This window comes from Fluoribacter dumoffii NY 23 (assembly GCF_000236165.1).
GTDB classification, from domain to species: Bacteria; Pseudomonadota; Gammaproteobacteria; order Legionellales; family Legionellaceae; genus Legionella; species Legionella dumoffii.
Map to the genome: position 1 here is coordinate 2,312,732 of NZ_CM001373.1, position 12,891 is coordinate 2,325,622.

Below are 12,891 nucleotides of genomic sequence, written 5' to 3' on the forward strand. Positions count from 1 at the left end.
ATCACCTATTCGTATTAGTAGTTTCACTTAAGCAGAGAACACGTTTCAATGCCCACCGCCATGGCCACCGTGGCCACCAGCACCGTGCCCCCCATAGCCTCCATCAACCTCCTGTGAACCATGCTTTCTCAACCCATCACAGGAGCTCAAAAAGAGTGTTGCCCCAACTAACCCAATAAAAACAATAAACGCCATAGTTATTTTAAAAATTGACATCTGATACTCCTTGAAAATAAATGTTGGTCCACTTATCCTTTTAAAGCCTTTACCAACTTGTGTTTTACTAACTCATCCACAACCAAATCACTCACATCAATGGCATTGGTTATATGATTTACCGTGTTACAAGTAATGATTTGCATACCTTCCATTTCCGATAATAGGGAATAGGCATCTTCTGCAAAAAGCGCATGCACACCAATGCAAGTCACTGACTTAACCCCTAAATCTTGCAAATGCTTCACCGTTTCCACCATGGTTCTGGCCGTGGAGATGATGTCATCGACTAATACTGGGGTAGAGGAGTGAAGCTTCGGAATATTGGGTACTGAAATAGCCACCTCTTTATCACCCCGTCTCTTTTTTTCCAAAATCACATAGGGAAAATCGCCCTTTTCTGCAATGTCGGCAACCCATTGCTCACTTTCCATATCAGGGCCTATAAGCACTGGTTTAATAACATGAGCCTTAATCCATCTCGCTATATTTGAAGTAGCATGTAAGACAAAAGTAGGAATGGAGTAGACTTCATCTAAAGAGTTATAACGATGCAAATGGGGATCGATGGTCATGAGCCAATCAAATGAGGTGGATAATAACTCAGCAAAATAACGCGAGGTAATCCCTTCCCCCTGATGAAAACGTTTATCTTGACGTAAATACGGAAGATAAGGGGCAATCAAACCAATTTTTTTAGCTCCTAATTCTTTGGCTGTTTTAGCAAAAAACAACAAAGGCAGTATTTTTTCATCGGGTCGGTTTAAGCTATCCACTACAATGAGGCTGTGATTTTTAACTTCCGAATTAATTTTTACGTACCACTCCGTGTCTGGAAAACGATGCAACGTGGCATCACCCACCTCCACTTGAAGCGCTTTTTTTAAGTGTCTACTGATTTCTGAAGCATCAAATAATGAAAATAAAATGGGCTTCAAGGCTTCTCTCCCAGAACAATGGTATTTTGTTTATCGCGAATAAAATCGCGAGCATAAGTCATCTCTCCTGAAGACTCTGAATGGATGGTGAACAAAGGCTGTCCTTTTTCAACTTGGTCGCCAATATGAACATGCAAATCAACCCCTGCTGATTTAGACTTAGGGGCCCCTGCAAGTTTGGCAATTTTTGCGAGCATTCGATTGTCAATGAGAGATACTTTACCTGCTTTCTCAGCACCAATAGGGTGAGTAAAACGTGCCGCCGTCAATTCCCGCATGCCTCCTTGTGCCTCACAAATCGCCTGAAATTTTTTAAACGCTTCGCCGCTATCTAATAATTGTTTGGCTATCGATTGACCTGAGCCAGGTTGTACTGTTGATGAAAATTCCAGTACTGCTCCTGCAAGAGTTAATGATTTTTCGCGCAAATCCTTTGGGGCATGAAGCAATCCTTGTAATACCGCCAACACATCGCGTGCTTCCAGGGAAGGGCCAATACCATTTCCTATCGGTTGTGCGCCATCAGTAATTAAAGTATGGACCACAAGGCCTAACTGTTTTCCTACTTCTTCAAGGGATTGCTTAAGAAGTAAAGCCCTGGACTTATTCCTGACTTTTGCGGTAGGTCCCACTGGAATATCAATAACGGCATGGGTTGCTCCTGTAGCAATTTTTTTAGAAAGGATTGAGGCGACCAATTGACCTTCACTATCTAACTCAAGAGCACGCTCCACCCGAATAAGCACATCATCGGCAGGGCTTAAGCTCACAGCACCTCCCCAAACGATACAACCGTTTTCCTTTTCAACCACGTGACACATAGCCTTTGGGCTCAGTGACACCGGTGCTAAAGTTTCCATTGTATCTGCAGTACCTGCTGGAGAAGTAATTGCCCGTGAAGAGGTTTTTGGGATAGTTAACCCAAAAGCAGCTACAATGGGAACCACAACAAGGGTGGTGCGATTTCCTGGCAAACCACCAACACAATGCTTGTCTACAATCAAAGGAGATGACCAGGATAAGCGATCGCCGCTGTCAATCATGGCTTTTGTAAGTTTCATGATTTCAGTATTGCTTAAACGTTCTGCGGCACTGGCCGCTAAAAAAGCAGAAATTTGCAAATCAGAAAGACGACCACTTAAAACGTCATCCACGATGGCTTTGATTTGTTTAAAAGAGAGTTCCTTACCATAAATCTTCGTATGCACATAACTTAATGATTCCAGAGGTTTAGGATGGGATAATTGGATTTCATCCCCTTCTTTAGCATTTAAAGAATCCCAGGCATAGTGTGACAAGCTGGCTTCCCCGGGCTTAAGCAGCTCTGAGGTAACGACATTAAGCGTTGCGATAATGGAGCGTTTGCCAAGGGTCACTTGAATACGTGTCTGCACTTCAAAGCCTTCTGCATGACACACATGACAATCCTCTCGCATGTAAATAATGGCTTCATGATACGTCTTGATGCCTAAATATTTTAAACGCAAGGCATGACCCACTTCTTTTGTCACGACAACTCCTCCACATGCTGGTAAGAAGGAATCATGCAGGTGAAACCAAATTGCTGTTCAATCTTGTCTTTGAGCGATTGTGCACTGTGAGGTTCACCATGAGTGATAAAGACTTTTTTGGGTGGCCGAATAAAGTGCTTTAGCCAACCTAACAGCTCCTGATAATCGGCATGCGCAGAAGTACTGCTCATGACAACGACCTTGGCGTGTATAGGAATCATACTACCATGAATTTTGACCTCACGTTCCCCATTGACAATCCTGGCACCACGAGTGCCTCCTGCTTGAAAGCCGGTAAAAAGAAGGGTGCTCTTAGGATCAGGGGCAAAGGCTTTCAAATGATGCACAATACGACCACCTTGGGCCATCCCACTGGCGGCTATAATGATTTGAGGCATTTTATGACGATCGAGTTCTTTTGACTCCTCAGGGGTATTGATATAAGTAGCTGCGTTACATAAGCCATGGCATTGTTCCTCATTTAAACGATGATCCTCTTTATAAGTGCAGAGCAAATGGGTCGCATTGATGGCCATTGGGCTGTCTAAAAACACTGGAACGTCTTTGTGAATCTCTCCTTTTTGTTTCAGTTGATAAATAAAATAAAGAAGACTTTGCGCACGCCCTACGGCAAAGGCTGGAATGACGACAGAACCCCCTCGTTTGATGGTTGTATTAATCACTTGCCCCATTTGCGGCAACGGATCAGTTGCATCATGCAATCGGTCGCCATAAGTGGATTCCATGATCAGATAATCCGCTTCTTGAATGGGGGTTGGTGCCTTCATGACCGGATCATAAGGTCGACCAACATCCCCGCTAAACAAAAGGGAACACTTACTTGTTTTTATTTTGATCATCGCGGCACCCACGATGTGTCCTGCACGATGAAATTCGAAGCTAAATCCATTAAATAATTGGTGCGGCGCATTAAAATCAACGGTTTCAAAATGTTTTAATGCCGTTCTCGCGTCTTTTTCGGTATAAAGAGGAAGCGCTGGCTTATGTTTCGAGAAACCGTATTTATTGGCTAATCGTGCTTCTTCTTCCTGAAGATGACCACTATCCGGTAATAAAATAGCACACAATGCTTTTGTGCCGGGTGTTGCATAGATTTTTCCTTGAAATCCATTTTTTACTAATAGGGGCAAATAACCGGTGTGGTCAATATGCGCATGAGTGATAATCACAGCATCAATATCGCGCGGGTCAATAGGCAATGAAGCCCAGTTACGTAATCGTAATTCTTTATACCCTTGAAAAAGACCACAATCGATGAGAATTTTTTTAGAATCGATGGTCAAAAGGTATTTTGAACCAGTAACGGTTTGGGTTGCCCCTAAGAACGTTAATTTCATCTTGCCTCCATTAGACTTCCTTGTTTTTTCAAATCCACTTGCCAGCGCCACATCACATAAACCACGGGAATCACAATCAAAGTCAGCAATAGTGCTGAAAAAATCCCACCCACCATGGGAGCCGCGAGGCGTTTCATCACATCAGCACCAATACCTGTCGCCCACATCACCGGTAACAAACCCAGTATATTCGCAAGCCCTGCCATCGCCATAGGGCGAATACGCGATACGGCGCATTGCTGCACCGTTTGAATCAAGTCCGGCAAGGTTTTGAGTAATCCTTTTTCTTTTTGCTCGTTGTAATCAGAATCAAGGTAAGCGAGCATCACCGCACTCGTTTCAGCAGCCACTCCAGCAAGTGCAATCATCCCAACCCAGACCGCGATACTCATGTTGTACCCTAATAGAAGGAGCAGCAAAAATCCGCCAAGTAGAGCAAAGGGGACACCTAGCATCACCATCAATGTCTCAGTGATGGTGCGGAAGGTAAAGTAAAACAAAATAAAAATAATGGCTAAGGTGAGTGGTACAAAAATTTTAAGTCGTTCATACACGCGTTGCATGAATTCGTATTGACCTGACCAGGCAAGCGTGTAGCCCGGGGGTAATGTGACTTTTGCCTTGACCACTTGCTTTAACTCTTCCACGTAGCTTCCAATGTCTCGTCCGCTAATATCAATGAACACATAACCTGCTAACATCGCATTCTCATCGCGAACCATGGCAGGACCTGAACGAAAGGTTAAAGTCACCAATTGAGCAATAGGTATTTCAGCACCACTGGGTGTTTTCACTAAAATACGATTGATCTTATCCGGATCATCGCGTAATTCTCGCAAATAACGCACATTAACAGGATAACGTTCACGGCCTTCAATTGTGGTCGCTATGTTTTCACCACCCACGGCTGATTCGATGATACGATTGACATCCATAATGGTTAAACCATACCGCGCAAGCTCGTCACGATGAATGTCAAAATCAAGAAAATACCCTCCAGCCACCCGTTCCGCATACACCGTACTTGTCCCCGGTACTTCTTTGGCTACCATTTCGATTTCTTTGCCAATGGCTTCAATTTTTTTAATGTCAGGACCAAAAACTTTAATCCCTACAGCGGTTCGAATTCCTGTGGTGAGCATGTCATTACGCGCTTTAATGGGCATAGTCCAGGCATTGCTCACACCGGGAAATTGCAAGGCTTTGTCCATCTCAGCGACCAGGCTTTCATAGGTCACGCTTTTGCGCCAAAATTTCTTAGGCTTAAGTTCAACAATCACTTCCATCATGCTAAAAGGAGAAGGATCGGTTGACGTATTAGCCCGTCCCGTTTTTCCAAACACATAAGCCACTTCCGGGAATGATTTTAATTTTTTATCCATTTCCTGGAGCAGTTCTGTGGCTTGTGTGACCGATATGCCAGGTAAAGTAACAGGCATATATAAAATCGTACCTTCATACAGAGGCGGCATGAATTCTGAGCCAATGAGTTTATAGAGGGGAACCGTGGCTAATGCCGCTACCACAGCAATCGCTACTACAACACCACGGTAATGCAGTGCTAATTTCAAAACTGGTGCGTACATTTTTTGCATCACGCGGGTAATGGGATGTTTTTGCTCGGGGATGATACGCCCACGCACCAAAATAGGTAATAACATGGGGATTAAAGTAATGGCCAGCAAAGCACTCATAAAAATGGCTAAATTTTTTGTATAGGCCAAGGGTGAGAATAACCGTCCTTCTTGGGCCTCCAGGGTAAAAACCGGCATAAACGATATGGCAATAACCACTAATGATGCAAAAATGGCAGGGCCTACTTCTTTCGCTGAATCAATCAACACTTTGTTGCGATCGCCGGGACTTCCTTTTGCTTCCCAATCGGCTAACCGTTTGTGTGCGTTATCGACCATGATAATGGCCGCATCCACCATATCCCCAACCGCCACAATGATGCCGCCAATGGACATGATATTAAGGCCGATATTGAAAAAATAAATGGGAATAAACGAAATCAAAATAGCAAGCGGCAAAGTAATAATCGGAATCAAAGCGGAACGAAAATGCCCCAAGAAAACAATGATTAATAACCCAACCACCACAAGTTCTTCAATCAAATTCCAGTTGGCCGTTGAAATGGCTTCTCGAATCAGATTACTGCGGTCATACACATTGACCATTTTTATTCCTTCTGGAATGGCAGTAGCCAATTCTTTGAGCTTATCCTTGATTCTGCCAATCACTTCCAAAACGTCTTCCCCAAAACGCATGATGACGATGCCACCAACGGTTTCGCCTTGACCATTTAAATCGACCACACCACGACGCATGTCCGAGCCAAGCTGCACGGTTGCCACATCTCGTAATAAAATCGGCGTCCCATTGGCATTCGTACCAATGGCTATTTTTTCAATATCATCTGTCGACGTGATATAGCCTCGTCCACGAACCATGTACTCTGTCCCTGAAAATTCAATGACACGCCCACCAGTATCATTATTGCTCATACGAATTTTTTCAATAATTTGGGGTACAGAAAGTTTATAGGAAAGTACTTTGACGGGATCTAAATTAATTTGATACTGCTTAACAAAACCACCCACGGTGGCGACCTCTGATACACCAGGTATAGCTCTTAACCAATAACTTAAATACCAATCTTGAAAAGTGCGTAAATCGGCCAGATTATGCTTCCCGCTTTCATCCACTAAGGCGTATTGATAAATCCAACCAACCGGCGTTGCATCAGGACCTAATTGAGGGGTCACGCCTTCAGGCAGTTTTCCACTCAATTGGCTCATGTATTCTAAGACACGTGAGCGCGCCCAATAAATATCGGTTCCGTCCTTAAAAATGATATAAACGTAAGAAAAACCAAAATCAGAAAAACCGCGAACTGCTACAACGTTTGGTGCGGATAACAATGCCGTTACAATGGGGTAAGTGACTTGATCTTCCACCAGATCCGGTGCTCTGCCCATCCATGTGGTATACACAATCACTTGCGTATCTGAAATATCAGGCAAAGCATCCATGCGAGTATTTTTTAAACCCCACCAACCGCCCAAGGAGAACCCCACGACAAATAGCAACACGATAAATCGATTGTTTGCGCAGAATTCAATTATTTTCTCAACCATGTAAATCCCTTTATCGTATTAATGCTGCATACCACCCATCGCAGCCTTTAACTGACTTTCAGAATCAATGAGGAAGTTAGCAGAGGTAATAATGTTATCTCCCTCTTTGATGCCTTGTACCACCTCGATCAAATCACCAGCACGCACACCCAATGTCACATTGCGCCACTCAATTTTTCCATCACCATGATAAATAAACACCACGGCACGCTCACCCGTTATCAAAACAGCATTTTTGGACACTACAAGTCGCTTGCCTAAAGGAATTTTTAAGTCAATATTGGCGTACATCCCCGGTTTTAATTGATCCTTGGCATTATCCACCACAAAACGAACCTTGGCGGTACGAGTTTTCATATCGACCGTTGGATAAATAAAATCAAGTTTGGCTTTAAACAATTGATTAGGCAAATACGACAAGGTGACATCTGCTGTTTGATCGAGTTTAATATAAGGTAATTCATACTCATAAATGTCGCCTAAAATCCACAAACGAGATAAATCGGCTATGGTATACAGTTCATCTTCTGGTTTGATTCGCATGCCGACTAATGCCATTTTATGAGTAACCGTTCCATTAATTGGAGAATTAATGGTCATCGTATTGGTAATTTTACCGCTTTTTGTCAAATGCTCGATTTCCTTCTCAGAAATTCCCCACAGCAAAAGTCTTTGTTTGGCTGCCTCAAAAGACGCCTGTGAGCCTGATATAATTGAAGTGTTTTTGTTTTTACCAAGAATTTTTTTGGCTTGTAAAGCCAATAAATATTCTTGTTGAGTAGAAACCAGATCAGGACTATAAACAGTAAATAAAGCTTGATTTTTTTTGACTTTCTCTCCGGTGAAATTGACGAATAATTTTTCTATCCAACCATCAAAACGCACATGAATATGGGCAACCAACCGTTCATCTGCTTCAACATAACCCACCGTACGAATCGTTTTTTCAATCCATTGGCTTTTTACCGGCTCCGATGTAATGCCTATTGCTTGTAAGCGAACTGGGTCTATCATGATTAAATTGTCCGAGGTGGATTTTTTCATATCCATCTTGTCATGAGTACTTGTTGTTGATTGCGCAATACCTATTTGAACGGCGATCAATAACACAATAAATAAGACGATTGGCTTTCTAGACTTCATGTGAGCTTCCCTGTAATTTCTTCTATCTGCGTGATGGCTTTTTCGTGATTTGCCAACTCATTATGCAATTCAATTTCATTTTCTTGTAACGTCAGCAGGTTATTAAGCAAGGTTAAAAAATCCACTTTACCAACTCCATAATTGGCTTGTGATGAATTAAACGTTAGTGTGGCCAAAGGAATGATGGAGCCTTGGATCAATTCAATTAACTTTGCAGAACGCTGTTCCACCAAAAAAGCGTTTTTGACCTGGAAAAGAAGCGCTTGATAGGTGGTGTGCAAATCTTCTACTTCAGCATTGTAACGAGAAAGGGATTCTCGCAAGCCATTATTTTGCTTCTCCATAAAATACAAAGGAATAGTGGCTTTCAAGTTGACCATATATCCGTCATTATTCGTTACTGTGTTATGTAATTTTCCTCCTTCAATTTCAACATCAGGAAAATAATTCATTTTACTTAATTTAACCGTTTGGCGTCGTTGCTCAACGCTTCGTTCGCGTGCTTTTAATTGTGGAGAGCGCTGTTTGATGAGGTTATTGAGAAATGCCAAATTATGACGATGATGGGTTACAGATAACTGCGATGGGGTATGAATTGCAATATCCAAGGGTCGATTTAAAAGACGGTTAATATCCGCCTCAAGCGATTCCCGCTCTTGTTTTAAGATAACCAAACGCATATCCAGGCGAGCGATTTCGGTCTGTGCCCGAAAAATATCTTGTTGCGGAACTTTTCCCACGCTGTAATTCACTTGAGCACTTTTTTCAAGCTCTTGCAGAAGCAGTAGGGTTTTTTGCAGGATTTCAATTGATTTATTAACCGAATAAAGGTTGTAATAGATACGCTTTAATTGGGCAATAACAACCAGGCACGTTGCCTGGTACTCAGCGGCTGCTCGCTTCGCCTTTTCCACCGCTATTTTCCCACGAACTGCCAGCTTCCCTGGAAATGGAATTTCCTGACTTGCACCAATCATTTGTAGCCGCATGGGATCAATATTCATCGGGGAACCAACACTGACTTTAGGATCAGGGAGTGAACGGGCTTGGGGTGCAACACGATTGGCAGCGATCCAGCGCGCTTGAGCCGCCTTAATTTGTGGGTTATTTCCCTTAGCTTCTTCAATCAGTTTCTCTAAAGCCAGTATTGGCGCAGCATGGCTTAAAGAGAAAACAGGGTAATTGATCAAGCTGGTAATCAGGATGACCCAGAAGCCTTTTTTAAAATTAAAACGCCTCATGAGGTGAATTCCTTAATGTAATCATTTTCTTCAATTCCAAAATCAGTAAAGGGATGGTTCCTAAGACTATCCAAAGCAAGCATTCAGATAAAGTCACTGGACTAATTCCAAAAAGACGTTGCAAAAATGGGACATGATGAATGAAGATCTGCAACGCAAAACTAATACTGACAATAAAAAACAAGCGCATGTTTGAAAACAGTCCTACTTGCCATATGGTCTTGGTTTGACTACGAGCCCCAAAGGCTCTTAATAATTCTGCAGTCACTAAAACAGAAAAAGCAGCGTCCTGAGCCTGTATCAAATCCGCATTGACTAAATATTCGTAAGCAAATACACCAAAGGTGACCAGTGCCGTTAAACAGCCTATAAAAGATACCTGCTTGAAAAATGAAAAATTCATCAGAGATTGTTGTGATGATCTTGGCGGACGTTTAAGAATTCCAGGCTCAGCCGGATCGGTTGCCAAAGCCAATGCCGGCAAACCATCCGTCACTAAATTTATCCATAACAATTGGATTGGCAATAGTGGTAAGGGCCAGCCGATTAAAAGAACACTAAAAACAACCAGCAGTTCACCCATATTTCCCGCTAATAAATAAGCGAGTGTTTTGGCAATATTGTCATAAATCGTCCGCCCTTCTTCAATCCCATCGACAATGGAGGTAAAGTTATTATCCATGAGAATAATATCGGCAGATTCTTTAGTCACTTCAGTGCCTGTGATCCCCATTGCGATACCAACCGAAGCTTCTTTTAGTGCCGGTGCATCGTTTACACCATCACCAGTCATTGCAACCACCATGTGATGTTTTTTCCAGGCACGAACGATTTTTAATTTATGTTCAGCAGTAACGCGAGCATAAACAGCAATCTGTTTCACACACGCCATAAAGTCATCATCAGACATCTTATCCAGTTCATTACCTGTCATCAGGCGATCGCCTGGATTCAGTATCTCTAATTCACGAGCAATTGCTTTGGCGGTATCGGGGTGATCGCCTGTGATCATGACTGGTTTAATGCCTGCCATTTTACAACGCTTAACCGATGCTTTTGCATCAGCATGCGGCGGATCCTGGAGTCCTATGAGTCCTAGTAAAACAAGATTATTTTCAATGTCTTCATCAGCAGCCTCCAATAATGAAGAATCGCATTGCCGTTGTGCAAAGGCCAAGATTCGCAATGCTTCACTGGCCATCAATTGACAGGATTGTTGCATACGGGCACGTTCTTTAGGGGTTAATTTTTTGATGCCCTCTCGAGTCAAAATATGGGTACAGCGTTCGAAAATCACTTCAGGTGCCCCTTTGACAAACGCAGTCAGTTGCTCTGCTTGCCTACGGATTATCGTCATACGTTTTCGTTCTGAATCGAAAGGCAATTCTCGTATGCGAGGAAAAGTAGACTCCAGATTATCACGCCAAATATCTCCTTTGGCAGCCGCTACTAATAGTGCAATTTCTGTTGGGTCCCCAACAGTGGATAGTTGTCCTTGTTGCAAACGAATTTCTGCATTGTTACAGGCCGAAGCGGCGTTCAAAACCGTCTGTAACAAATTATCTTTGGCGACATCGATCTCTTGACCTTGGGAAATAAAATGACCATCCAAGTGATATCCTTCACCTATGATACTGTACACTTCCTCTGCGGTAATGAGTTTACGGGCTGTCATCTCACCCACTGTTAATGTCCCTGTTTTATCCGTACAAATGACTTGGAGACAACCCAGAGTTTCCACAGCTGACATACGCCTTACCAAGACGGCACGTCGTACCATGCGTTGAACACCTAAGGCTAAAGCAACAGTGACTACCGCAGGTAAACCCTCAGGAATAGCCGCTACAGCCAGACTAACGGAGCTCATAAACAATTCAAAAAATGGAATACGACGTAACCAACCGAGAATAAAAATCAGTAGGACAATGGAAAAACAAAGCCATAATAGCCGGGAACCCACTTGATTAAGCCTTTTTTGTAATGGGGATTCATCACGAGAAGCCTCATTCAACATGGTCGCAATACGTCCCATTTCGGTACTCATTCCGGTTGCGACTACAATGGCTCGACCTGTACCATTCGCCACGGATGTGCCCATGAAGACCATGTTTTTGCGCTCAGCGAGTGGCGTTTCAACACTACAAAAATTGAGATTTTTTTCAATAGGCAATGATTCACCAGTTAAAGGGGCTTCCTCCGTCTTTAAGGAAGACAGCTCAAAAAGACGAGCATCAGCTGCAACTAAATCTCCTCCTTCAAAAAGAAGTGTATCGCCTGGCACGATATCGGAAGTAGTGATCATCTTGGCATGACCATCTCGAATTACCCTGGCTTTAGGGGAAGCCAATTTTTGCAACGCTAAAATAGCACGATCAGCTCGAAATTCGATAATAAAGCCGATAATGGCATTCAAAACCACAATGGCAAAAATGGCAATGGCATCTACTGTTTCACCCAGTAAAAATGAAATGACTACAGCGCCTAAAAGAACCCAGGTGACTAAACTGTTTACTTGTTGGAAAAGAATTTTCAAAAAAGAAGTTTTTTTCTGTTTGACCAATACATTAGCGCCAGACTCTTCTAAGCGTCGTTGTGCTTCTTCCTCAGTTAAACCAACTGATAAATCAGTTTTAAGTACTTTGGCCACTTCTTGGGGCTTCTTGTCATGCCAAATCTGCGTCATTGCGTCCATCCTTTGAATCTGCTCACCTATTATACATGTGAGTCTAATTTCCCTAAAAATTCAAACGCCTAAGTTGGTATTATAAGAGAATCAATACTCACGACAAACCCTTACAATTCAGTCTAAAGCTTCTGATGTTAACGACCACTGCCACCTCCATGGCCTTGCGCGACATGAATATTTTAATTCTTTGTACTATCGTTGGCAGCTCCACTGTTTGTACAAACAGCAAGTAATAAACAGCAGGCTAAAATAAACCAATGACTTTGTTTTATGATGATTTTTATCCATGATTTTAAAAGGAAATAATTAAAATATAGACTGTCATTCAATCACCAGTCAAAATAAATAGCTCTAATTGATTGAACGGATAACATCAAACTCTTCTTCCCAATCCAAAAGATAGACTAGATTATTTTGTTCATGATTACTATTTTTTGGGTGAAAACAGAGAGCTTTTTCTTTTTCCTCTTCGGCTCTTGCTTCAGGAAAATACTCCAAGATCTCCATATCACTCATGATAGTTCCATCGATAAATAGATTACCTAATAATAACTTAAAATAAAGTGAATTGTCTTAAGCATATCTAATTTTTCTTATACTTTAATTCGCTAAACTGATTTAAGCAATTGAAAGAGATGTTGTATAAACTCTAAAAAAA

9 protein-coding genes are annotated in these 12,891 nt (G+C 42.3%); all 9 read right to left on the reverse strand.

From position 1 onward, the window contains the following. Positions 1-45 precede the first annotated feature (45 nt). Entirely contained in the window at positions 46-216 is a 171-nt protein-coding gene (locus KYQ_RS19335; protein WP_019350041.1) for a hypothetical protein, read from the reverse strand. Between the two features lie 32 nt (positions 217-248). Next, complete coding sequence (locus tag KYQ_RS10420) at positions 249-1,154, reverse strand: ribose-phosphate pyrophosphokinase (protein ID WP_019350042.1); 906 nt, start codon at positions 1,152-1,154, stop codon at positions 249-251. Next, positions 1,151-2,665, reverse strand: a complete 1,515-nt coding sequence (locus KYQ_RS10425) for a thymidine phosphorylase family protein (RefSeq protein WP_019350043.1) — start codon at positions 2,663-2,665, stop codon at positions 1,151-1,153. The genes KYQ_RS10420 and KYQ_RS10425 overlap by 4 nt, the downstream gene beginning before the upstream one ends. Further along, positions 2,662-4,023, reverse strand: coding sequence for an MBL fold metallo-hydrolase RNA specificity domain-containing protein (locus tag KYQ_RS10430; protein WP_019350044.1), 1,362 nt, complete (start codon positions 4,021-4,023; stop codon positions 2,662-2,664). The genes KYQ_RS10425 and KYQ_RS10430 overlap by 4 nt, the downstream gene beginning before the upstream one ends. Continuing rightward, positions 4,020-7,163: an efflux RND transporter permease subunit gene (locus KYQ_RS10435; RefSeq protein WP_010652852.1), complete on the reverse strand. Its 3,144-nt coding sequence runs from the start codon at positions 7,161-7,163 to the stop codon at positions 4,020-4,022. The genes KYQ_RS10430 and KYQ_RS10435 overlap by 4 nt, the downstream gene beginning before the upstream one ends. Before the next feature lie 18 nt (positions 7,164-7,181). Beyond that, on the reverse strand, positions 7,182-8,306 hold the full coding sequence (locus KYQ_RS10440; protein ID WP_014842605.1) for an efflux RND transporter periplasmic adaptor subunit: 1,125 nt from the start codon (positions 8,304-8,306) through the stop codon (positions 7,182-7,184). Further along, complete coding sequence (locus tag KYQ_RS10445; protein ID WP_019350045.1) at positions 8,303-9,547, reverse strand: TolC family protein; 1,245 nt, start codon at positions 9,545-9,547, stop codon at positions 8,303-8,305. The genes KYQ_RS10440 and KYQ_RS10445 overlap by 4 nt, the downstream gene beginning before the upstream one ends. Beyond that, the gene (locus tag KYQ_RS10450; RefSeq protein WP_010652855.1) at positions 9,534-12,230 is read right to left on the reverse strand and encodes a cation-translocating P-type ATPase; all 2,697 of its coding nucleotides are present in this window, start codon (positions 12,228-12,230) and stop codon (positions 9,534-9,536) included. The genes KYQ_RS10445 and KYQ_RS10450 overlap by 14 nt, the downstream gene beginning before the upstream one ends. A gap of 354 nt (positions 12,231-12,584) precedes the next feature. After that, positions 12,585-12,749 carry a hypothetical protein gene (locus KYQ_RS19150; protein WP_019350046.1) on the reverse strand — a complete coding sequence of 55 codons (165 nt, stop codon included), beginning with the start codon at positions 12,747-12,749 and terminating at the stop codon, positions 12,585-12,587. Positions 12,750-12,891: the final 142 nt, after the last annotated feature.

What these genes read in the sequence shown, in the direction of transcription:
- KYQ_RS19335 (WP_019350041.1), bottom strand. Translation starts at nt 216, where the DNA reads ATGTCAATTTTTAAAATAACTATGGCGTTTATTGTTTTTATTGGGTTA.
- KYQ_RS10430 (WP_019350044.1), bottom strand. Translation starts at nt 4,023, where the DNA reads ATGAAATTAACGTTCTTAGGGGCAACCCAAACCGTTACTGGTTCAAAA.
- KYQ_RS10435 (WP_010652852.1), bottom strand. Translation starts at nt 7,163, where the DNA reads ATGGTTGAGAAAATAATTGAATTCTGCGCAAACAATCGATTTATCGTG.
- KYQ_RS10440 (WP_014842605.1), bottom strand. Translation starts at nt 8,306, where the DNA reads ATGAAGTCTAGAAAGCCAATCGTCTTATTTATTGTGTTATTGATCGCC.
- KYQ_RS10445 (WP_019350045.1), bottom strand. Translation starts at nt 9,547, where the DNA reads ATGAGGCGTTTTAATTTTAAAAAAGGCTTCTGGGTCATCCTGATTACC.
- KYQ_RS10450 (WP_010652855.1), bottom strand. Translation starts at nt 12,230, where the DNA reads ATGACGCAGATTTGGCATGACAAGAAGCCCCAAGAAGTGGCCAAAGTA.
- KYQ_RS19150 (WP_019350046.1), bottom strand. Translation starts at nt 12,749, where the DNA reads ATGAGTGATATGGAGATCTTGGAGTATTTTCCTGAAGCAAGAGCCGAA.